Origin of the sequence: Ochrobactrum sp. XJ1 (genome assembly GCF_024701725.1) — a bacterium.
In the GTDB taxonomy this organism is placed as follows: domain Bacteria; phylum Pseudomonadota; class Alphaproteobacteria; order Rhizobiales; family Rhizobiaceae; genus Brucella; species Brucella anthropi.
Genome location: NZ_VDGD01000009.1, coordinates 229824 through 251511 on the forward strand (window position 1 = coordinate 229824; position 21688 = coordinate 251511).

The window sequence follows — 21688 nt, forward strand, 5'->3', positions numbered from 1 at the left end:
CAACTGGAGTATCAATTGTGTCGTTGGTGACGTTTCACATCATAGGTGCGTTCAAGCGCCTGTTAACCGCCGTACCGGCCTTGCTGGGAATTCTGGTGGTTACCTTCCTCCTGCTGCGCGTACTTCCAGGTGATCCGGCGGGGCTTATGGCCCCGCCATCAGCGAGCAATGACGTTCTAGACGAAATCCGCAAACAGATGGGGCTCGATAAAAGCATACCTGAGCAGCTTGCAATCTATGCTGTTCAGGTGGCTCAAGGCGATCTTGGTCAGTCGCATATGACGGGACAGTCAGTCACTACGGATCTGTGGCGGCGGCTTCCCGCTTCCATCGAGCTCATCACATGCGCCTTGATCGTGGCGCTCATATTTTCCTTGCCGCTTGGTGTAGCTGCGGCCCTGCGGCAAGGATCACTCATCGACCACTTTGTTCGGGTTGTCTGTACATTCGGCGTCGCAATTCCAACATTCGTGTCCGGTTTGCTGCTGATTTACATCTTCTATTATGATCTCGGCTGGGCGCCTGACCCGACCGGCCGCATGGACATCTTTGCCACAGCACCGTCTACCTTTACCGGCTTCTACCTTATCGATTCACTGTTGGTCGGCGATGTCGAGACATTCTGGGCTGCCGCACGTCAGTTGGTCTTGCCGACGCTGACACTTGCTCTGTTCGTTGTGGCACCGTTGACGCGAGTTACTCGGGCCTCAATGTTATCCGTCTTGGAAAGTGATTATATCAGAATGGCAGAGGCCACGGGTCTCAGTCGACCGACGATTATCGTGGTCTACGCCCTAAGAAACGCAATCTTGCCCGTGCTGACGACGCTTGGGCCGGTATTTTCCTCTCTCCTTGGCGCCAACGTGATGGTCGAAAAGGTTTTCGCCTGGCCCGGGATTGCCTCTTATGCCGCCGATGGCCTCGCCTCGAGCGATTTTGCGCCGGTGCAAGGTTTCGTCCTGCTGATGGCAGTCGCCTACGTTGTGCTGAACTGGCTGATCGATGTTCTGTCCAGCTTCGCCGACCCGCGAGTTTCCCTATGACGGCGGCCAAAGTCGCTCAGCCCGCGACCAAAATCAAAACACCCTCCAAAGGTAGAAACGTGCGCATAAATTTCTTGAGCCTGATCGGTATCGGGTTTTTGCTGCTGCTCATCCTGGTGGCGATATTCGCGAACTACATCACCCCTTATGATCCACTCGCAACGAATGCGGCGCGCGCCATGCAGGGCCCAAGCTGGGCACATTGGGCTGGAACCGACCAGCTTGGTCGTGACATCCTTTCGCGCCTCATAATTGCGGCGCAAATTGATCTATTCATTGCGTTCAGTGCCGTATTGTTGTCCTTCAGCTTCGGGACAGTCATTGGTGCCATCAGTGGGTATTTCGTCGGTTGGTTCGATAAAATAGTCGGTCGGCTTGTCGACGTCCTGATGGCGTTTCCTCTTTTCATTCTCGCGATGGCGTTTGTCGCGGCGCTGGGCAACGGGATGGCCAATATCATCTACGCAACGGCACTTATAAACCTGCCGTTTTACATTCGTTTCGCCCGCGCCGAGGTGAATGCGAGACGCCACAGTGGTTGGGTCGAGGCCGCCCGCCTCTCCGGCAATAGTCACTGGCGCATCATCCTGTTTTTCCTCATTCCCAATATTCTGCCGCTGGCAGCCGTCCAGATCAGCCTCAACCTCGGCTGGGCGATCTTGAATGCTGCGGGTCTGTCGTTCCTTGGGCTCGGCGTTCAGCCGCCTGTCCCGGAATGGGGGATGATGGTGTCGGATGGCGCCGGTTACATCTCCAACGGTAACTGGTGGCTCGTGGCCTTCCCCGGCCTGGCACTGATGTTGGCGGTCCTTTCCTTCAATATTGTCGGAGACAGCTTGCGTGATCTCCTGGACCCAAGGGGACGTCGATGACGAGCTCAATTCTCTCTATCAAAAACCTCGAAATCGATTTCAACACCAGTTCCGGTGTATTCTCGGCCATCAAGGGTGTTGATTTCGAAGTCGGTCGTGGCGAGGTCGTGGGCATTGTCGGCGAGAGCGGATCCGGAAAGACCACCGGCGCGCTTGCCGCTATGGGGTTGCTTGCCTCGAATGCTGTGATCAAGGGCGGGCAGATCGTCCTCAACGGGCAAGACATTACGTATGCCTCAAAGCCGCAGTTGCAGACCTTGCGCGGTTCGACGATGTCGATGATTTTCCAGAACCCGCGTGCGGCCCTCAACCCGGTTCGTCCTGTCGGGCAGCAGATCGTCGATGCTATCCGCGCGCATAAGCAGGTTACAGCCAAGCAGGCTCGCGAAGAAGCCCTTGACCTTTTGAAGGCTGTGCAGTTCCGCTCGCCCGAAAAGCACATGGATGCCTATGCCCACCAGCTCTCTGGAGGAATGTGCCAGCGCGCCGTGATCGCCATCGCCATCAGTTGCTCCCCGCAATTGCTCTTCGCAGACGAGCCAACAACGGGACTGGATGCCACCACGCAGCGCACGGTAATGGATCTGCTGGCAGGCCTCATCAAAGATCGCGGCATGTCGATGGTTCTCATCACACATGACCTCGGTCTTGCTGCTGAATATTCCGATCGCATGGTCGTAATGCGGCATGGAGAGGTGATCGAGGCGTCGGATTCACAAACAATTTTCGAACGGCCGCAGCATGATTATACTAAGCGCCTGATCGCTTCGTCTCCGATGCGGACCACGACGATCGGCGATCTGTGCCGCATTTCCGGCGAACCGGGCCCGGCGGACGTCGAGAAATTCCATGCCGGCGGTCAGGTATTACTGGCCGTTCAGGGGCTCTCGAAGAAATTTCACGATTATGACGCGGTCTCCAATGTCTCGTTCACGATCAACCGTGGTCAAAGCGTCGGCCTGGTGGGTGAATCAGGATCGGGCAAAAGCACGTTATCACGCCTTGTTACGCGATTGCTCGATCCGACATCGGGATCCATCATCTTTGACGGCCAGGATGTCGGCAAGATCTCGGCTGATGAGTTCTACGCTTCACCCCTTCGTCGAGCGATCCAGCTTGTCTTCCAGGATCCGACTGACAGTCTCAATCCACGTTACACGGCGTTTCAGTCGATCGCCGATCCGCTGCGCCGCCTTCAGGGGCTTTCCGGCGAGAAGCTTCGCGCACGCGTGACCGAGCTTGCCCAGCAGGTCGGGCTACCGATCGAATTTATCGACAGGCTTCCACATCAGCTGTCGGGGGGCCAGAAAGCCAGAGTCGGCATCGCCAGGGCGTTAGCGGTAGAGCCGCAGCTGCTGGTGCTCGACGAGCCAACTGCTGCACTCGACGTTTCCGTGCAGGCGACGGTTCTGGCGCTTCTCGAGCGGCTGAAGCACGAGCGTGGTTTGAGCTATCTCTTCGTCAGTCATGACCTCAATGTGGTCCGCATGATGTGCGATTACACGCTCGTTCTGAAAACCGGCGTCATGGTGGAACAGGGGCCAAGCCAGGAGGTCTTTGAAAACCCGCAGCACGAGTATACAAAGATGCTTCTGGACGCGATCCCGAAAATGCCATTCGAAATCGCTTCGGTCGCGTAGGTGAACGAATGAACACACCGTCAGGGCTGCTTCCTTCCGTGCCGACAATGATTGCCGACCTGATCAAGGGGGCGAGCTGTATCGATCTTGCTCCGAAGTTGGAAAAGGGCATTCCTCGATACCCTACACACCCCCATCTGATCATCGATCCAACCATTGGACACGAGCGGGATGGTTATTATTGCCAGACAATCAATATGCCCGAACACATCGGTTGTCACTGCGACGCGCCGGCGCATATCCATAAAAATCTGATGCACAAGACGATTGAATCTGCGGCGCCCGACTGCCTTGTCGGGCTTGCCAAGGTCTATGATTTTTCGGATCGTGATTGGAAACCAGGAGAATTGTTGACGCTGGAGGACATTGAGGACTACGAGGCGGCTCATGGCTCACCTGTGTCCGGTGGCGAGATCGCTCTTGTCAATTTCGGCTGGCTTGAACGCTACTGGTCGACCTCTGACAAGACCAACTTCTACGCGTTGAACCAGCCGGGAATGGATGACGCAGCCGCGAAATTCTTTCTCGATCGTGGGGTAAAGGCCGTCGGAGCCGATACAATCGCCTGCGAGATCGCAATGGTGAACGGTGTCTATTACGACAACCCCGGGCACGGGCGCTATTGGCTGCCAAACGATATTCTTATCCTGGAATGCGTGGCAAATCTTGAGAAGGTTCCACGAGAAGTCTTTTTGTTCTCCGCACCTCTACCCATTGCCGGAGGCTCCGGATCACCTCTGCGACCTCTAGCTTTCTTCTGAAGCAATCCCGGGAAACCTTGTGGCGGAACGACGTCTCGTCTCCGTTGACAGCACGCCGCTGCAAGAGATGCCATGGATTTTTGCGCTTAAACTTCCGCCAGACCTTCGCGGGTTGCGTCGGGGATTGGCGCGGGTCGATTGGTTGACAAATCGACGCAGACCCAGACCAGTTGTGCTGTCGCACAATGGGCACCATCGCGTTGCCGGCGCAGCTCAATGCCGAAGGTCAGACTGGTACGTCCGATCGAACCGATACCCACGCTTGCCTCGACAACATCATCGACATCGATCGGGCTATGAAAAACGATCTCGGCTTTTTTGACGTGATAAGCAACGCCGGATGTGGTGTGACGGAAATGTGGTAGGAGCGCTCGGTGTCGAATATAATCAACGACCGCATCCTCACAGTAATCCAGGTAAACGGAGTTGTGGACATGGCCGTAGATGTCGATGTCTCGCATCGAGACCCGAAATGATGATATAGGTGTGCCGTCGAATCCCATGCGTGCTCCTGAATATTGTGGTGGTCTAAATGGAAATTACTGGGGGAGCAATGCAAAGCCAGGCAGTCGTGCACAAATTCGGGCCTGCTTCGGACGTCGTCGTTGTTGAGCGTAACGCCTTGCGGGTACTCGGGCGTGATCAGGTCCGCGTCCACCTGAAGGCGCGAACTATCAATCCCTCCGATATCATCACGATTTCCGGTGCCTACAGCACGCGGACCACCCTGCCCTTCATTCCCGGCTTCGAAGCATTCGGCGTGGTTCATGCCTGCGGAGAGGCAGTCCGCGGCATCGCACCTGGCGTGCGGGTTCTTCCAATCCGCAACGCCGGTGGTTGGCAGGAGTTCAAGGATACAGAACCGACCTGGTGTCTCCGCGTTCCCGATGTCCTGTCCGACATCGAAGCCGCGACGAGTTACGTCAACCCGATGACTGCCTGGCTTATGTTGCACGACCGGGTCAAGGTGCGACCTGGAATGCGTATTGCCATCAACGCGGCGGCTTCCTCGATCGGATCGATCCTGATCAATCTTGCAAATGCCGCTGGCGTGGAGCCGATCGCGATCGTTCGATCGCCAGAATCCGCTGCAAAACTCGAGGGGCGCCTGGAAACGGTCATTCTCGATGACTGTGAACGACCCTCCCATTTAATGGAGGCGCTGTCCAGTCGCAGCGACCTTGATGCGGTTCTCGATTGCGTTGGCGGACCGCAGGCCTCCCTACTTGCTGGCGCGCTACGACCAAAAGGTCATTTCATCCATTACGGGCTGCTTTCTGAAGAAAGCATTCCGGCCTCGTTTTGGGCGCTCCATAAAGAAATCTCATTCGGCTATTTCCACTTGCGGGAATGGGTTCATAAGCAGCCGATGGAGACCGTCCAATCCATCTACGATCAGGTCGCCGCCCTGATCGCATCGGGTGTCATCAAGACGACAATTAGAGATACCATTCCACTTGTCGAGATTCAGACGGCATTGCGTTTGGCCGTCCCCTTCAGGGCCACAGGCAAGACGATTATTGTCTAGACAGACCGCAGATGCCTGTAGTCGAACATGGGCGGGACTAATGGCACATTGTCAATGAGCCTGACACCATCAAGCCATACGGACGCGAGTAGCCGGGCGGGGCGGCCAGCAGTAGCCTCGTCGAGTGTTTCCGCGTCCCGCATCTCCAAATACTCGACTACGAAATCCTCATTTTCGCCCAGCGCGGATCTGGCTCGTGCCAGCACATCCGCCGACGGCTCGCCTAATGCGATACACTCCGCGGCACACATCAGCGCTTCGGAGAGTTTCGCCGCCTTCTGTCTTGCGTCTGCGCTAAGGCGCATATTGCGTGAAGACAGTGCCAGGCCATCGGTAGATCGGATCGTCGGACACGCCACGACATCGATCGGAAGCTTGAGGTCTCTGACAAGGGTCCTCACGACCTGAAGCTGCTGCCAGTCCTTTTCCCCGAAGAAGGCCCGGTCCGGGCTTGTGATGTTGAACAAAATCGTGACGACAGTTGCAACGCCGTCAAAATGCCCCGGCCGATAGACGCCCTCCAGAGGTTTGCTCACACCGGAAACGATCACCGATGTGGCATGATTGTCGGGATAGATGTCCCGTCCGTCTGGAAGGAAAAGGACATCGACGCCAAGCGGCGCAAGTAGCTTTGCGTCGATCTCTTCGGTTCTCGGATACTTCCTGTAGTCGTCTTCATTATTGAATTGCCGCGGGTTGACGAACAGCGTCACGATGACCCTGTCGCAGCTCTGCTTTGCCGCGCGTACCAAGCTCAGGTGGCCCTCGTGAAGTCCACCCATGGTCGGCACTACCCCTATCGTCTGGCCAGCTCTCCGCCACGATTTGATCTGCTCCCGGAGATCGGAAATCGACGCTACGATTGGAACGCTCACTGCTTTACCTCGTCATTGAATACATGCTCATTGCCTGGAAAGGCCTTGCCGCGCACGTCCTCGGCGTACGCCGCAACCGCGGCTCGTATCTGGTTGCCGAGCTCCGCATAGCGTTTTACGAACTTCGGTCGGAACTGGTCAAATAAGCCGATTATGTCGTCGATAACCAGAATCTGACCATCGCAGTCCGCCCCGGCGCCAATGCCAATTGTCGGGACACTGATCGCTTCGGTGATCTGCCTTCCAAGCGCGGCCGGGATCTTCTCCAGCACAACGGAAAACGCACCGGCCTCCGCTATCGCCAAAGCGTCGGCCAGGACCTTTTGACCGTTCTCGCCACGCCCCTGAACCTTATAGCCGCCAAGAGCGTTCACGGATTGTGGCGTCAATCCTACATGACCCATGACAGGGATACCCCGATCAGTCAGAAACCGCACGGTCTCAACCATATGCGCACCGCCTTCGAGCTTGACGCCCTGGCATCCGGTTTCAGCCATCAGCGTCCTGGCATTGTGAAATGCCTGAGCTGGACCTTCTTCATAGCTGCCAAAAGGCATATCGACGATCATGCAGGCTTTCGACAGCCCACGCCTGACGGCACGGCCGTGGAGGACCATCATGTCCATGGTGACCTCGAGTGTCGACGCCATGCCATGGAGAACCATCCCGACGCTGTCTCCTACGAGGACGAGATCGCATGCATCATCCACCAATGTAGCGATCGGTGTCGTGTATGCGGTCAGACAAACGATCGGCACTCCGCCTTTGCGCAGTCGGATCGCTTGTGACGTTATCGTCTGGCCTTTCGGAGCCGATGCGCTCATGTTCAACACTCCAGTGTGGTAGGGCTTTTTTCGAACCGCAGAATCGTCTGCGCTTCATAGCATGGGTCGCATTCGCCGAAACAAGACAGACGGACCAACAATCACATGTTCGGATAGACCGGTCCCTCGCCGCCCTGCGGCGGCACCCAGTTGATGTTCTGGTTGGGATCCTTGATGTCGCAGGTTTTGCAGTGGACGCAGTTCTGGGCGTTGATGACGTAGGTCTCCTCGCCGTCCTTCTCCACCCACTCGTAGACCCCGGCCGGACAGTAGCGGGTCGAGGGGCCGGCGAAGATGTCGTGCTCCGAGGACTTCTGCAGCGCCATGTCTCTCACCTTCAGATGCACTGGTTCGTTTTCCTCGTGATTGGTGTTCGACAGGAACACTGAGGAGAGACGATCGAAGGTCAGCACACCATCGGGCTTCGGGTAGTCTATCTTCTTGTGCTTCGACGCGGGCTCCAGGCTCGCAGCATCCGTCTTGCCGTGGCCAAGGGTGCCGAAGACGGAGAAGCCGAACAACTGGTTGGTCCACATGTCAAGGCCACCGAGGCCGACGCCGATGGCAGTGCCGAACTTTGACCACAGCGGCTTGACGTTGCGCACGCGTTTCAGGTCCTTGCCTATATCGCTCGCGCGCCACTCGGTCTCGATCTCGACGATCTCGTCATTGGCGCGACCAGCCTCGATCGCGGCCGCAACCCGGTCGGCGGCCATCATGCCCGAAAGCACCGCGTTGTGGCTGCCCTTGATACGTGGGACGTTGACGAAGCCAGCCGAACAGCCGATCAGCGCGCCACCGGGGAAGGACAGTTTCGGGACCGACTGGTAGCCACCTTCTGTGATCGCGCGGGCGCCGTACGACAGCCGCTTGCCGCCCTCGAACGTATCGCGGATCGCGGGATGCGTCTTGAACCGCTGGAATTCCTCGAAGGGATAAAGATAGGGGTTCTTGTAGTTGAGGTGGACAACGAAGCCGACGGCGACGAGATTGTCCTCCAGATGATAGAGGAAAGATCCGCCCCCTGTTTTCATGTCGAGCGGCCAGCCGAAGGAGTGCTGGACCAGGCCTTGCTTATGATTTTCCGGCTTGACCTGCCAGAGTTCCTTGATGCCGATACCGAACTTCTGGGGCTGGCGATCCTTGGATAAATCGAACTTGGCGATGAGTTCCTTCGCCAGCGAACCTCGTACACCCTCACCGATCAGGACATATTTTCCGAGCAGTTCCATGCCGCGGGTATAGTTGGGGCCGAGCGCGCCGTTCTTCTCGATGCCCATGTCGCCGGTGGCAACGCCAATTACAGCGCCGGCGTCGTTGTAAAGCACCTCTGCGGCGGCAAATCCCGGATAAATGTCGACGCCGAGGGCTTCTGCCTTTTCGGCCAGCCAGCGACAGACGTTGCCGAGCGGGACGATGTAATTGCCATGATTGTTGAGCAACTTCGGCATCAAAACATTCGGCAACCGGAACGAGCGGGCCGAGCCGAGGATAAGAAACTGGTCGTCCTTGACCTCGGTCTTGAAGGGATGGCCCTCTTCCTCCCGCCAGCCAGGGAGAAGCCTGTCGATGCCGATCGGGTCGACAACCGCACCCGACAGAATATGCGCACCGACCTCGGCGCCTTTTTCAAGCACGACCACCGAAAGCTCCGGATTGACCTGCTTGAGCCGGATCGCCGCGGAGAGACCAGCCGGACCGCCGCCCACGATCACGACGTCGAATTCCATACTTTCGCGTTCGGGCAGCTGCTGCTCAGTCATACGATATCCTGTCGGTTTTTAAACAATCCACGCCAGACGGCGCCGCCTGGCGCCGTGCTTCTCGAAGTGATTTCCGGTGTCGCCCGGTAGACCGGATTTAGGCCGCCGCCGTCTGGACCTTGCGCCAGTCGACCTTGCCGCTGCTCAAGGTCGGCAGGCTTTCGACAAAATCCACGATCCTGGGAACCTTGTAGGCCGACATCTGCGATCGGGCGAAAGCGATGATGTCGTCCGACGTGGTTGTCTCGAAGCCGGTGTGCAAGACGATAACGGCCCGGACAGTTTCGCCGCGATAGCTGTCCGGCGCCGACACGACGCAGCATTCGCGGACTGCGGGATGGGCTTGCAATACGCGTTCGCATTCCGCCGGCCAGACCTTGAAGCCGGACGCGTTGATGACGCGCTTCAAGCGATCGACGATGAAGAAATAGCCGTCAGGGTCCTTATAGCCCAGGTCGCCGGTCCGCAGGAAAATGGCACCGTCGCGCTCTATGAGCGTCTCGGCGGTCGCCTCCGGGCTGTTCCAATAGCCGCGCATCACCTGCGGGCCGGATATGAGCAACTCGCCGATCTCCTGCCCTGCAAGTTCTTCGAGCGTTTCGGGATCCACGATCAAGGCACGCGTCGAATAGATCGGAACACCGATCGAGCCGAGCTTGGGGCTGTCGACGGGGCAGATATGCGTCGCCGAGCAGGTCTCGCTCAGGCCATAACCTTCGCAATAGACAACGCCATATTTTTCGCCAAGCCGGCGTGCCAGTTCCACCGGCATGGGCGCGCCGCCACCGGTGAGGATTTTGAGGCTTTCAAACGCCCCGTCCGTGAAATTATCGCTGTTGACGACATCATTGATCATCGGTGGAGCTGTGCTCCAGAAAGTCGCCTTGTAGCGTGCGAACAGGGAAGCGATTGCGTTGCGGTCCCATCGGGTCAGCGGAACAATCGCGCCACCACAAGCGATCGTCGTTCCAATGCAGATCTGCAGGCCGGTGATATGGAACATCGGCATCGAAACGCCCATGACTAGCGTTTCGTCCAGTCGATACCAGGATGCAGCGGCGCCTTGAATGAAGGTGAGATTCTTGTGCGGATGAATGCAGGCCTTCGGAACGCCGGTCGATCCGGAGGTGTAGCAAAGAAGGGCAATATCATCCGGTCCGGCAGAGATCTCGTCGGGTACGAGGTCCGCCGCTATTGCCACCTGCATGTCGATGAAGCCTGCCGGCACATCCCGCCGCTCTTCCTTAAGGATTGGCGGAAGCGGCTCCACGATCTCATCGATCAGCATGTCCGCGTAGCGTGCCGTGATGACGTGATCGAGATCCTTGCCAACCATGCCGCTGAAAAAGTCGGCCACTTCGATGCCGGCGATCGCACAGCGCGCGCCGCTGTTTTCGACGACACGTCGCAGTTCTGCTTCCCGGTTCATCGGATTTACCGGCACGACAACGGCGTTGGCCCGCAGGATCGCGTAGTAGGCGATGACGAATTGCGGTGAATTCTGCATGTCCAGCAGGACCCGATCGCCGGGCTTGATGCCGCAACGGCTCGTGAGATAGCCGGCGAGCGCGACGCATTGGCCGAGCAGCTCGGAATAGGTTGTGGTCGTTCCGTAATAATGGATCGCAGCCTTGTCAGGCGCGCGTTCGGCAGAGCGCTTCAAGGGCAGAAAAGCATTCTGCATTGCCGGGCCCAGGCCGCCAGCTGCGTTGCTTGAAGGTGCGCTGTCGAGGTGTTTTGACATTAATGTTGTCTCCAAGCCTGTCGATCTGTCGACCAGATCGAAATCTATGTCCCTATCGAAAGCATTGTATTGCCCCGAGAGGATTTGGTTGAGGTAAAGCGACTAGACCATCAGTCCTTGAAAATTTGCCGGACGCCGCTCGAGATGGTGTTGCACGCCTTCCTTGAAATCATCAGTCGTAAAAGCTTCATGCAGAAGCGCAATCGATACATCGACAGAACCCGAATAGCTCTTCTCATGGTCGTTCCAGACTTGCCGCTTGATGATATCCATCGAGCGCGGCGAGCAGTTCTTCGCCATGGAACGAGCGTAGTCAAGCGCGTGGTCGAAAAGTTCGTCATCCTTTAAGACACGCGAAACGAGGCCCATGGACAAGGCTTCCTCGCCACGAACCGCCCGGCCGGACAGCAGGAGATCCATCGCCTTGCTGTGGCCGATGACCTTTGGCAATAGCCAGGATATCCCGTCCTCGGCAACAAGACCGCGGGTCGCAAACGAGGTCATGAACATCGCACTTTCCGACGAAAAGCGGACGTCGGCAAACATGGCGAGCACGAAGCCAAGGCCTACAGCCACGCCGTTGACGGCCGCGATGATGGGTTTACGAATAGCTGGGAGGTAGGACATCGTCATCGTGTCCCCGGACGGGCCGGGAACACCATGTTTTTCATCACCTGCAGTCTTCGTCGCGCTTTCGAGCGCCCTCATATCTGCACCCGCACAGAAGCCGCGACCGGCGCCAGTCAGCAAGATCGCCCTCACCTCCGGATTGCCCTGTGCCTGCATGATTGCATCACGCAGGTCTGCGTAGAGTTCGAAGGTCAGGGCATTGAGCTTGTCGGGACGGTTCAGGGTCAAGACCGCCACATGATCGATGACGTCGTGTAGAAGGAAAGGCGAGGACATCGGATTTACTCCATATACGCAGGTGGCGGGCTTGCCCGGTTTCGAAACGTCGGCCGTTATGCCGGCGGCATGCCGGGAGGCGTCTGGCCGTCGGCGATCATGATCGTCGGATCGCCACCGGTAATCTTGATATCGAGGCCCTGGATCTTTTTGAGCTCAAGACGTGCAAGCTGGTTGCGATGGACTTCATCCGGACCGTCGGCGATGCGCACGGTGCGGCCATAGAGATAGCCGTTCGTGAGGATGAGGTCGGCGAAACCGCCACCGCCGAATGCCTGGATCGCCATGTCGAGAACATTGGCGGCCATGTTCGGAGCGACGATCTTGATCATCGCGATTTCCTGCCGGGCCTGCTTGTTGCCGACGGTGTCCATCATATGCGCCGCCCGAAGGGTCAGAAGACGGGCCTGATCGATCTGGCAGCGCGCTTCGGCGATCCGCTCAGACCAGACGCTCTGGGTGGAGATCTTCTGGCCGAAGGCTTCACGCGACTGCAGACGACGGCACATCCGCTCAAGCGCGCGTTCGGCCACGCCGATGAGGCGCATGCAATGGTGGATACGGCCAGGTCCAAGGCGGGCCTGGGCGATTTCGAATCCCCTGCCCTCGCCGAGAAGCATGTTTTCGGCCGGAACACGAACGTTGTCGAAGACGATCTCGGCATGGCCGTGTGGCGCGTCGTCGAAGCCGAACACATTCAGATGACGCTTGACGGTGATGCCCTTTGTCGGGAACGGCACGACGACCATCGACTGCTGCTTGTACTTGTCGGCATTGTCGGGGTCGGACTTGCCCATGACGATCAGCACCTTGCAGCGGCTGTCGCAAGCATGCGACGTCCACCATTTCGTGCCGTTGATGACATACTCGTCACCATCGCGACGGATCTCCAGCGAGATGTTCGAGGCGTCGGACGAGGCCAGGTTCGGCTCGGTCATGCCGAACGCCGATTTCAGCGTGCCGGCCAGCATCGGCTCGAGATAGGTCTTCTTCATTTCCTCGGTGCCAAAGCGCTCAAGGACTTCCATGTTGCCCGTGTTGGGGGCGTCGCAGTTGAAGATTTCCGGCGCCCAGAAGGACCGGCCCATGATCTCGGCGAGCGGCGCGTATTCGAGGTTCGTCAGGCCGGCGCCGCGCTTGGAATCGGGCAGGAACAGGTTCCAGAGGTCGCGCTTCTGAGCTTCTTTGGCAAGTTCGGTCAAAAGCGGAATATGGTCCCAACGGCTACGTCCCTCGGCGCCGATCGATGCCCACAGTTCCCGCTCGTTCGGATACACGAATTCAGACATGAATTCGGTGACGCGCGCCTGAAGCGCCTTGACCTTGTCAGTATAGTCGAAATTCATTTTCTGTTGTCCTTTGACTTTAATTTCAATCACATAAGTGGAGGCTAGTCGCCGACTGCAGCGGCCATGACGCCGCCATCCACTACGATGGTCTGGCCTGTGACGTAGCGACCAGCATCGGAAGCAAGGAAGAGCGCCGGTCCGGCAACATCATCGACCTCGCCGATCCGGCCAAGAAGAGCGCGTCCGACGGATCCTTGCAGCAATTCGGGGTTTTCCCAGATGACGCGGGAAAAATCAGTCCGGATAAGGCCCGGTGCGATACTGTTTACGCGAACATTGAACGGCCCGAGTTCAACGGCGAGGTTTCGCGCCAGTTGTATTTCAGCCGCCTTCGATATCGCATAGGCGCCGAGCGTTCTCGATCCGGCAAGACCGGAAATGGACGAGATCATGATGATCGCGCCGCCGCCGGCTGCCTGCATGCCCGGCGCTGCAAGGTTCGCAAGCCAGAGGTTCGCCTTCACGTTGACCGACATGGTCTTTTCGAATTTTTCGTCACTCAGGCTGGCCATCGAGCCCACATGCACGTTGAGCGCCGAATTACAGACGAGGATGTCGGGCGGCCCGAAGAACCCCTCACAGGCGGCAAACAGGTTTTTCACCTGATCGTGGGAAGCGATATTGCAGGCGATCGCCTGTGCGGTGCCGCCGGCCGCGCGGATGTCCGCGACCACGGCCTCGCAGTTGTCGAGGTTGCGGCTGGTGACGATCACACGGCATCCGGCCTCGGCGAAACGCTCGGCGATCGCCCGCCCGATACCGCGCGAGGATCCGGTGATGATCGCGGTCTTGCCGGCGAGTGTGAACAGGGGGTACCTCGGTTCCGTCATGGCGCTTCTACAGCTTGCTTGTCTGGGCGATGTGCCAGGCTTTCTTGGCGACATTCCTGTAGCGGGAGCCGACCTCGCGGGCATGGGCATCGGCCGCATTGCCCTGAAGCGCGCGGCTGTAGACGCCGGCCAGGATCGCCGCACTGCGAAAGAGCGCGAATACGAGATAATAAGGCCAGCGTGGAATCTCAGAAATCCCGGCAGTCTTGCAGTAGCGCGCGAGCGCTTCAGTCTCGTTCGGAATTCCCGCGGGCAGAACTTCCAGAGCGAACTGCGGACCGTCCTTGTCGCCCATGTGGTAGAAGTGGCAGGTATAGGCAAAATCCGCCCATGGATGGCCTATTGTCGCCAGCTCCCAATCGAGAACGGCAGCAACCTCGTTTTTGTCTGGGGCATAGATCAAATTGCCGAGACGGTAATCACCATGAACGATCGAAACCGGGCTTTCCAACGGCATCTTTTCGCGTAGCCAGTCCGCGATCTTGCTCATCGGGCCGTCATCTTCGCTCGTTCTGGACGCCTCGTACTGGGCAGTCCATCGCCTGACCTGACGCTCCAGATATCCCTCTGCGCGCCCAAACCCTTCAAGGCCCGCGGCTTTCCAGTCCACGCTGTGCAGCTTTGCAGCAACGTCGACCATTTCGTCATACAGGGTACCGCGCTCATCTGCCGCAACTTCGGGCAACTGAACGTGGTTGAAGGTCCTGCCCGGGATGAAATCCATGAGATAGAAAGCTTCCGGCAGCACAGAAGTGTCGTCGCAATAGCTGATCATGCGCGAGACTGGGATGTCGGAGCCTGCGAGTGCTTGCTGGACGCGGAACTCGCGGTCGACCGCGTGGGCCGACGGCAAGATGACACCCGCAGGACGCTTGCGCAGAACAACCTTGGTTGTGTCGGAGGAGACGAGATAGGTCGGGTTCGACTGGCCACCCTCAAATTTGGTGAAGCTGAAGCTGTCTGCAGGCTTGCCAAGTGTCTTTTCGAGGTAATTACGAAGGGGGACTTGGTCGATCAATTTTCAAAACCTCTTCTGTCTCTTTATCAATGCGTATCATGCCGCTAATTGAAACGCTAGTTCAAATATAGGAACCATTTTGACTGTATCGGTGTTGTGACCGACTTGGTACAAGGCGGCGAATGACCGCTGGCGTCAGTCCCGAACCGACGTCCCGCCGCCAATCCCTCATCGACTGCGAAATTCGGTGGCTGCTTGTGTCGCTCAAGGCAGATTTTGCAGCATGACATAAGCCGCGACAGCGAGGATCAGGACGGCGAGAATCCGGTTGAGAGCATTTTTGTGGGTCGAAAGACGGGACGAAAGTGTCATTCCCACGTATCCGCAGATCGTGCCGCCGACGATAAACGCGAACGTGAGTCTCCAATCGACCATGCCGGCAATCGCATAGTTCAAGCCTGTTGCAAGGCCGAAAGTCCCGACAGAAAGCAGTGACGATGCAATAGCATTGATCGTCGGCATTCCGGTGGCGAAGATCAGAGCCGGGACCACCAGAAAGCCACCACCGATACCAAAAAACCCGGCGGCTATTCCGGTACCCATTGCCGTTGCAGCTGTGCGGAAAATTGTGTGTCCATCCATACCCCGCAGGGCGTTGCCATGGGTGCTTCGCTTAGACAGCATGAAAAGTCCGACGATGAACATGAAAAAGCTGAACAGCAGAAGCAGGCGTTTTCCATCAACGAGCAGTCCAAGTCTCGATCCAAGCAAGGCACCAAGCGTGCCGAATGCAGCAAACCACGCAGCTTGCCGCCAAAGAACATTGCCCTTGCGGGAGTGAGAGAAGAGATTGGCGTAGGCGTTAATCGCTACGGCAAACGCACTGGTACCGATTGCGACATGCGGGCTGGAGACGCCAACGACATAGAGCAGCAACGGTGTCGCAAGGATGGATCCGCCACCACCGACGAGCCCAAGCATGAACCCAACAAGACCGCCGGATCCCAGAGCGCGGATTAGGGAGATGGAGTTCATCGTGTCGGGCGCTCAACAGACGCCAACGTCTCGCACCGTCCTTTGAGTGCCAGCGGCACGTTGGCTTGTTTTTGTGAGTGTCGCCTCCCTCTCTGTTCACGCTGGCGCATCACCACTTGCATCCTTCAAACGCGTCGATCGGAATCTTGAGGTAACGCCGACCGGTGTCGTCGGGCTCGGGCAGGCGGCCGCCGCGGATATTCACCTGTAGCGCATGCAAAATTAGCTTCGGCATGGGGAGGGTGCGATCGCGCGCCTCCCGCAACGAGACATATTGTTCCTCAGTGACACCGGCGACATGCGGATTGGCACGCTTTTGCTCAGCGACAGTACTTTCCCAGCGCGGATGCTGACCGTTCGACGGATAGTCATGGCCGGTAAACAGTCTCGTCTCATCAGGAAGCGCAAGAATGGCATGGATAGATTGCCACAGCTTTCGCGCGTCGCCGCCTGGAAAGTCAGCACGCGCCGATCCGAATTCCGGCGAAAACAACGTGTCATGGATGAAAGCCGCATCGCCGATCACATAGGTGATCGAGGCTAGGGTGTGACCGGGCGAAAATAGGACGCGACCCTCTAGATTACCGATTTTGAAGGTGTCTCCGGCATGGAACAGATTGTCCCACTGGGTTCCGTCCGTTTGGAGATCAGGCCAGTTGTAAAAGGCTTGCCAGAGCTTCTGAACATCCACGACATGGGCGCCGATCGCGGTGGGCGCACCGGTCTTTTGCTTCAGGTAATGCGCGGCCGAGAAATGGTCGGCATGTGGATGTGTGTCGAGGATCCACTCGACACTCAGACCATTGCGACTGATATAGTCGAGGATGGCATCGGCGCTTTTCGTCGAAGTCGATCCCGACTTTTCATCATAGTCGTAGACCGGGTCTATGATGGCGCATCGCGACGTCTCTGGATCCGTAACGACGTATTGGACGCTGAAGGTGCGTGGATCAAAGAAGGCTTCGACGATGGGGCGTCGTGAATTGTGCTGCTCGATCCATTGCTCGGCTGGAGACAGATCGACTTCATGAATGCGGCCCAGCTCGTGTAGTTCGGAGAGTTCGATTTCGCCGTCCAGGACTTTGGCGATAGCGTAGACGATCAAGGCAAGGTCGGGTTCGCGGGCATGCACGACGATCGGACCGTCTGTGTTGGAGACTGACCGCTGCAATGCGCGGATATCTGCCAGAGTGATGCTGCTCGATCGAATGGGGACGAAATCATAAAGCAGACCGGCTGAATTGGCCGCAGCTTTCTCCGTGGCGTTATCGAGTAATGAAGGACGACCGAGGTCCGGGCGCAGGTTCACGATCTTCGTAAAACCTCGCTCAGCGATCAGCTTCAGATCGGCCACTTCAAGCTGTGTTGCAATAGCAAATTCGTCATTGATCTTTACGATCCGCATCGTGGCCTCCGTGCCTGCAAAACGTGTCTGCGGCCGGGCTGAAGCTCCGGCCCATATTTGATTGACTGGAAAATCGGTCTTTCACTGGCGATGAGGGCTACCAGGAAGTAAGCGGGGACGACAAACGCCCCCGCGGAAAAATCAAAACGCGACCTGGCCGGCACCCTTGAGGCCGAGCATGCGGCGTGCGTCTTCAGGTGACGCGACATCCTTGCGAAGACCTTCGATCACGGTGCGGATCATGGTGACCTGTTCGGCATTCGATTCAGCCATCTTGCCTGGGCCGGCATAGAGGCTGTCTTCCAGACCGACGCGGACGTTGCCGCTCATTGTGGCCGCCATTGTCGCCATGTTGAGCTGGTGCCTGCCGCCCGCCAGAACCGACCAGTGATATTCGCCGGCGCCGAACAGCCGATCGGCGGTTTCCTTCATGAACATCAGGTTTTCCGGCCCAGGTCCGATACCGCCAAGCGTACCGACGATCAGCTGCAGGAACATCGGCGACGGCACAAGGCCGCGGTCCTTCATGTGGGCAAGGTTATAGAGGTGGCCAACGTCATAGCATTCGAATTCAAAGCGGGTTCCGCCCGCGCCCATGACACTAAGAATGGTTTCGATATCGGCGAAGGTGTTGCGGAAGATGGCGTTGCGCGACGCCTCCAGATAGTCTTCTTCCCAGTCGAACTTCCACTTGCCGCGGTATTTGTCGATCATCGCATAGGTGCCGAAGTTCATGGAGCCCATGTTGCAGGAGCATAGCTCCGGCGAGGCCTTAGACGGCGCGCTGAGCCGATCCTCGATCGACATGAAAGTCGATCCGCCGGTGGTCATGTTCAAGATCGCATCGCACTCGGAGCGGATCGAACGGAGGATGTGCATCCAAATGTCGAGATCCGGCGTGGGACGATGGGTTTCCGGATCGCGCGCATGAAGGTGAATGACGGCGGCGCCAGCCTTTGCGGCGCCGATTGCCTGCTCAATGATCTGGTCAGGGGTGATCGGCAGGTGTTCCGACATTGTCGGTGTGTGGGTCGCGCCGGTGATCGCGCAAGTGATGATGACGCGATTGCGATCGCCTTTTTCGATAATGCTCATTCGGTGTACTCCAGGCCGCCGCAAATCTGCATCACTTGGCCGCTGATTGGTCGGCCGGAGGGGCCGGTGAGGTAGACGACAAGCGCGGCAATTTCTTCCGGCTCGACCATGGTCTTCATCGAGACGGCGCGAAGCACGGTTGCGGCCATTTCGTCATAGGAAATACCGCGCGTTTTCGCGCGATCGGTGAACACGCGCTTGATACGGTCGCCGGCGACCACGCCAGGAGCAATCGCATTGACGCGAATCTGGTGGGGACCGAGTTCGACCGACATGGAGCGCGCCAGCGCGATGACGGCCGCCTTGGATGCGGCATATGGCGAGCGCAGGCCGAACGCGTATTTTCCGGCGACCGATGCCATGCAGACGATCGATCCGGATGCATTCTGCTTCAGATGCGGAATTGCGGCGCGGGCCATGAAGAACTGACCATTGACGTTGACGGAGAACGAACGCGCCCAGTCTTCGGTTGAAATGTCTTCGACGGCTGCGGCCGGACCGGCGATGCCAGCATTGTTGACGAGGATGTCCAGTCCACCCATGTCGTCGGTCGCTGCCTTGACGAAGGCCTCGCAGGCCGCAGCATCCGATACGTCGCAGACAGTGGTCTTTACGGTCGGCAGCTCTTCCCGGACCTTCGCCAATTCGGCTTCCGCGATATCACAAATCCAGACTTTTGCGCCCAGGTCCGTCATGGCGCGCGCGATCGACAGGCCAATTCCGCTTGCACCCGCGGTAATGATGACCCGTTGTTCGCTCCAATATGTGTCGTTCGTCATTTCTACTCCTGTTTCTCAAAAAGCGGTGGTTCGAACGCGAGGACGTCAGGTGCCTTGCCTTCGTACCGTTCAACAAAAACGATTGTCGTATGCGCCGTGGGCCCTTGGGCCAGCCGCGACGTCGGCGTGTCCATGGTCAGCACGTTGACATTCCCGTGCCGATCGAGACCGTCTTCGTCGAGATCGAGCCATGCGCCCGTCGATATCTGGATCACGCCATCAGCCACATCCTCGCTGACGACGGCTCCAGCCAGACACTCGCCACGAGGTGATCGGACACGAATAACGTCGCCGCTGGAAATTCCGCGCCGTTCGGCCTCGCGACTGTTCAGTCGGGCTGGCTCTCGGTCGGCCACTTTACCGGCCCGCGAGTAACCTCCGACGTCGAGCTGGCTGTGCAGCTTGCGCGAGGGCTGGTTCGAGATCAGATGAAGTCCGTCGGGATGCGCGGCGCCGAGCCACTCGCTAGGTTCGAACCAGCGAGCATAGCCGGGGCAATCATCGTAGCCGAACGAAGCGACCTTGGCCGACCCGATCTCGATCAGTCCCGAAGGTGTCGCAAGCGGATTGGCTGCAGGGTCCTGACGGAAATTCTGCAGGAGTGCCTTCGGCGGCTCGTGCGACTGGAAATAGAAATCTCCTGTTTCCCAGAAGCTATCGAAATCAGGGAGGTTATAGCCATTCTTCCCCGCGACTTCGATGCTGCGGGCATAAAGCTCGCGTATCCACGCCAGTTCGTCGCGCCCTTCGGTAAACTCTTGCCTGATACCGAACTTATCCGCGATCAGGGCCAGGATGTCGTAATCGCTCAAAGCCTTATCCGGCGGAGGCAGGACCTGCTTCATTGCGATCAGATGCGGCTCGCCCTTGGTAATACCGAGATCGTTGCGTTCAAGCGGCATCGTCGCTGGAAGAGCGATGTCGGCGTGGCGCGCGATCGCGTTCCAAAGCGGCTCCTGCACCACGACGAGTTCGGGGTTTTTCCAAACGCGGTGAAGACGGCGCAGATCCTGCTGGTGGTGGAACGGATTACCGCCCGCCCACCAGATCATCTTGATGTCTGGATAGGTATAGCGTTCGCCGTTGTAATCGAATTCTTCGCCAGGAAACTCCAGCATGTCGCCAAGTCGGGCAACCGGGATGAACCGCCGGATCGGATTGCGCAACTGTGGAAACGCCGGCCAAGAGAACGGCAATGACGTGTTGCCCACCCGGTTGGCGGCCGCATAGCCGGTGCCAAATCCACCACCGGGTAATCCGATCTGCCCCAGCATCGCGGCAAGCGTGATGACCATCCACACCGCCTGCTCGCCGTGGTCGGCGCGCTGAAGCGACCAGGCCATTGATATCAGGGTGCGCTTGGCTGCCATGCGCCGGGCAAGCCCGGTGATAATGTCGGCATCGACACCGGTGATCGCGGCGGCCCAGGCGGGATCCTTGGGCTGACCATCATCCGTGCCCAGCAGATAAGGCCGGAACATCTCGTATCCGACCGTAAATTTGTCAAGGAACGGCCGATCGACCAGTCCTTCGGTCTCCAGCACGTAGGCAAGGCCCAACATGAAGGCGACGTCGGTGTTTGGCCGAGGCGCGATCCATTCCGCGCCCAGCTCGGCGTCCACGTCATCGCGCAGCGGGCCGACATTGACGATATGCGTACCGGTAGCCTTGGCCTCACGCAGCTTGTCGGTCACCAGATGCTTGCTCACGCCGCCGGCGCTGACCGCTGCGTTCTTGACCGGTAGGCCACCGAAAGCCACGAACAATTCCGTATGCCCGATAATAAGTTCCCATGACGTCTGATTGTCCGCCAACCCGTCCTGGCTGCCGATCATGTGAGGAAGTACCACCTCGGCTGCGGCATGGCTGTGGGTATTCACCGAGCGTACATAGCCGCCCATGAGGTTCAAGAAACGGTGGATCTGGCTTTGGGCGTGGTGGAAGCGGCCGGCGCTTGCCCAGCCGTAGGATCCGCCAAAGATTGCCTCATTGCCGTGCTCGGCGAGGATGCGCTTCATGTGATCGGCCAACAGGGTCGTTGCGGTCTCCCACGAGACGGGAACGAAACTGTCCTCACCACGGCCCTTGCCACCGTCGCCTTCGAGATAACCCTTGCGCACCATCGGCTGGGTGATCCGCATCGGGCTTGAGATCGCCTCAACGTAGTTTTCGTTGATCGGAGATGGGTTCGGATCACCGGGGTTGGGATCCATCGAGATCAACCGACCGTCCTTGATAACGGGCGACGCAGCGCCCCAATGGGACAGGGTTAGGGACATGG

Annotated in this window: 19 protein-coding genes; 5 read left to right on the forward strand and 14 right to left on the reverse strand. The window is 58.2% G+C overall.

Annotated elements, in window-relative coordinates; genetic code table 11:
* The first annotated feature begins 17 nt into the window (after window positions 1-17).
* From FG152_RS18060 to FG152_RS18075, 4 genes are read left to right on the forward strand one after another with little or no spacing between them, the layout of a single operon-like run.
* Window positions 18-1043 carry an ABC transporter permease gene (locus FG152_RS18060; RefSeq protein ID WP_498987727.1) on the forward strand — a complete coding sequence of 342 codons (1026 nt, stop codon included), beginning with the start codon at window positions 18-20 and terminating at the stop codon, window positions 1041-1043.
* Window positions 1040-1915, forward strand: coding sequence for an ABC transporter permease (locus tag FG152_RS18065; RefSeq protein ID WP_498987730.1), 876 nt, complete (start codon window positions 1040-1042; stop codon window positions 1913-1915). Before FG152_RS18060 ends, FG152_RS18065 begins: the two co-directional genes overlap by 4 nt.
* Window positions 1912-3555: a dipeptide ABC transporter ATP-binding protein gene (locus FG152_RS18070; protein WP_498987733.1), complete on the forward strand. Its 1644-nt coding sequence runs from the start codon at window positions 1912-1914 to the stop codon at window positions 3553-3555. The genes FG152_RS18065 and FG152_RS18070 overlap by 4 nt, the downstream gene beginning before the upstream one ends.
* 47 nt (window positions 3556-3602) lie before the next feature.
* The gene (locus tag FG152_RS18075) at window positions 3603-4316 is read left to right on the forward strand and encodes a cyclase family protein (protein ID WP_498987735.1); all 714 of its coding nucleotides are present in this window, start codon (window positions 3603-3605) and stop codon (window positions 4314-4316) included.
* 86 nt (window positions 4317-4402) lie between these two features.
* Here the strand turns inward: FG152_RS18075 and FG152_RS18080 are convergent, their stop codons facing one another.
* A complete protein-coding gene (locus FG152_RS18080; RefSeq protein ID WP_498987737.1) occupies window positions 4403-4819 on the reverse strand; it encodes an acyl-CoA thioesterase in 417 nt (138 codons plus the stop codon).
* Window positions 4820-4869: 50 nt separating this feature from the next.
* Here FG152_RS18080 and FG152_RS18085 point away from each other — a divergent pair, with 50 nt between their 5' ends.
* Window positions 4870-5844: a zinc-dependent alcohol dehydrogenase family protein gene (locus FG152_RS18085; RefSeq protein WP_498987879.1), complete on the forward strand. Its 975-nt coding sequence runs from the start codon at window positions 4870-4872 to the stop codon at window positions 5842-5844.
* On the opposite strand, the gene panC is transcribed toward FG152_RS18085, so the two are convergent.
* The 13 genes from panC to FG152_RS18150 form a co-directional block, all read right to left on the reverse strand.
* Entirely contained in the window at window positions 5841-6719 is an 879-nt protein-coding gene (gene panC, locus FG152_RS18090; protein WP_498987740.1) for a pantoate--beta-alanine ligase, read from the reverse strand. The genes FG152_RS18085 and panC overlap by 4 nt on opposite strands.
* A complete protein-coding gene (panB, locus tag FG152_RS18095) occupies window positions 6716-7543 on the reverse strand; it encodes a 3-methyl-2-oxobutanoate hydroxymethyltransferase (protein ID WP_498987742.1) in 828 nt (275 codons plus the stop codon). The genes panC and panB overlap by 4 nt, the downstream gene beginning before the upstream one ends.
* A 101-nt stretch (window positions 7544-7644) precedes the next feature.
* Window positions 7645-9306, reverse strand: a complete 1662-nt coding sequence (locus tag FG152_RS18100; protein ID WP_498987744.1) for an electron transfer flavoprotein-ubiquinone oxidoreductase — start codon at window positions 9304-9306, stop codon at window positions 7645-7647.
* A gap of 97 nt (window positions 9307-9403) precedes the next feature.
* Complete coding sequence (locus tag FG152_RS18105; RefSeq protein WP_498987746.1) at window positions 9404-11050, reverse strand: AMP-binding protein; 1647 nt, start codon at window positions 11048-11050, stop codon at window positions 9404-9406.
* A 102-nt stretch (window positions 11051-11152) separates the two neighbouring features.
* Entirely contained in the window at window positions 11153-11956 is an 804-nt protein-coding gene (locus tag FG152_RS18110; RefSeq protein WP_498987749.1) for an enoyl-CoA hydratase-related protein, read from the reverse strand.
* 56 nt (window positions 11957-12012) lie between these two features.
* Window positions 12013-13302, reverse strand: coding sequence for an acyl-CoA dehydrogenase family protein (locus FG152_RS18115; protein WP_498987752.1), 1290 nt, complete (start codon window positions 13300-13302; stop codon window positions 12013-12015).
* 44 nt (window positions 13303-13346) lie between these two features.
* A complete protein-coding gene (locus FG152_RS18120; RefSeq protein ID WP_498987755.1) occupies window positions 13347-14135 on the reverse strand; it encodes an SDR family NAD(P)-dependent oxidoreductase in 789 nt (262 codons plus the stop codon).
* Between the two features lie 7 nt (window positions 14136-14142).
* The gene (locus tag FG152_RS18125; RefSeq protein ID WP_498987757.1) at window positions 14143-15153 is read right to left on the reverse strand and encodes a phosphotransferase family protein; all 1011 of its coding nucleotides are present in this window, start codon (window positions 15151-15153) and stop codon (window positions 14143-14145) included.
* A gap of 204 nt (window positions 15154-15357) precedes the next feature.
* Window positions 15358-16128, reverse strand: a complete 771-nt coding sequence (locus tag FG152_RS18130; protein WP_498987760.1) for a sulfite exporter TauE/SafE family protein — start codon at window positions 16126-16128, stop codon at window positions 15358-15360.
* Window positions 16129-16237: 109 nt separating this feature from the next.
* Entirely contained in the window at window positions 16238-17533 is a 1296-nt protein-coding gene (gene blh, locus FG152_RS18135) for a bifunctional sulfur transferase/dioxygenase Blh (protein ID WP_498987762.1), read from the reverse strand.
* 141 nt (window positions 17534-17674) lie between these two features.
* Window positions 17675-18628: a 3,5-dioxohexanoate:acetyl-CoA acetone transferase gene (gene kce / locus FG152_RS18140; protein WP_498987764.1), complete on the reverse strand. Its 954-nt coding sequence runs from the start codon at window positions 18626-18628 to the stop codon at window positions 17675-17677.
* Window positions 18625-19407 carry an SDR family oxidoreductase gene (locus tag FG152_RS18145; RefSeq protein ID WP_498987766.1) on the reverse strand — a complete coding sequence of 261 codons (783 nt, stop codon included), beginning with the start codon at window positions 19405-19407 and terminating at the stop codon, window positions 18625-18627. The genes kce and FG152_RS18145 overlap by 4 nt, the downstream gene beginning before the upstream one ends.
* Before the next feature lie 2 nt (window positions 19408-19409).
* Window positions 19410-21686, reverse strand: coding sequence for a molybdopterin-dependent oxidoreductase (locus FG152_RS18150; protein ID WP_498987769.1), 2277 nt, complete (start codon window positions 21684-21686; stop codon window positions 19410-19412).
* Window positions 21687-21688 lie beyond the last annotated feature (2 nt).

Bases quoted from the DNA above. Each gene is read 5' to 3' on its own strand.
- FG152_RS18065 (WP_498987730.1), top strand. From the start codon at position 1,040: ATGACGGCGGCCAAAGTCGCTCAGCCCGCGACCAAAATCAAAACACCC.
- FG152_RS18070 (WP_498987733.1), top strand. From the start codon at position 1,912: ATGACGAGCTCAATTCTCTCTATCAAAAACCTCGAAATCGATTTCAAC.
- FG152_RS18075 (WP_498987735.1), top strand. From the start codon at position 3,603: ATGATTGCCGACCTGATCAAGGGGGCGAGCTGTATCGATCTTGCTCCG.
- FG152_RS18080 (WP_498987737.1), bottom strand. From the start codon at position 4,819: ATGGGATTCGACGGCACACCTATATCATCATTTCGGGTCTCGATGCGA.
- FG152_RS18085 (WP_498987879.1), top strand. From the start codon at position 4,870: ATGCAAAGCCAGGCAGTCGTGCACAAATTCGGGCCTGCTTCGGACGTC.
- panB (WP_498987742.1), bottom strand. From the start codon at position 7,543: ATGAGCGCATCGGCTCCGAAAGGCCAGACGATAACGTCACAAGCGATC.
- FG152_RS18100 (WP_498987744.1), bottom strand. From the start codon at position 9,306: ATGACTGAGCAGCAGCTGCCCGAACGCGAAAGTATGGAATTCGACGTC.
- FG152_RS18105 (WP_498987746.1), bottom strand. From the start codon at position 11,050: ATGTCAAAACACCTCGACAGCGCACCTTCAAGCAACGCAGCTGGCGGC.
- FG152_RS18110 (WP_498987749.1), bottom strand. From the start codon at position 11,956: ATGTCCTCGCCTTTCCTTCTACACGACGTCATCGATCATGTGGCGGTC.
- FG152_RS18115 (WP_498987752.1), bottom strand. From the start codon at position 13,302: ATGAATTTCGACTATACTGACAAGGTCAAGGCGCTTCAGGCGCGCGTC.
- FG152_RS18120 (WP_498987755.1), bottom strand. From the start codon at position 14,135: ATGACGGAACCGAGGTACCCCCTGTTCACACTCGCCGGCAAGACCGCG.
- FG152_RS18130 (WP_498987760.1), bottom strand. From the start codon at position 16,128: ATGAACTCCATCTCCCTAATCCGCGCTCTGGGATCCGGCGGTCTTGTT.
- blh (WP_498987762.1), bottom strand. From the start codon at position 17,533: ATGCGGATCGTAAAGATCAATGACGAATTTGCTATTGCAACACAGCTT.
- kce (WP_498987764.1), bottom strand. From the start codon at position 18,628: ATGAGCATTATCGAAAAAGGCGATCGCAATCGCGTCATCATCACTTGC.
- FG152_RS18145 (WP_498987766.1), bottom strand. From the start codon at position 19,407: ATGACGAACGACACATATTGGAGCGAACAACGGGTCATCATTACCGCG.
- FG152_RS18150 (WP_498987769.1), bottom strand. From the start codon at position 21,686: ATGTCCCTAACCCTGTCCCATTGGGGCGCTGCGTCGCCCGTTATCAAG.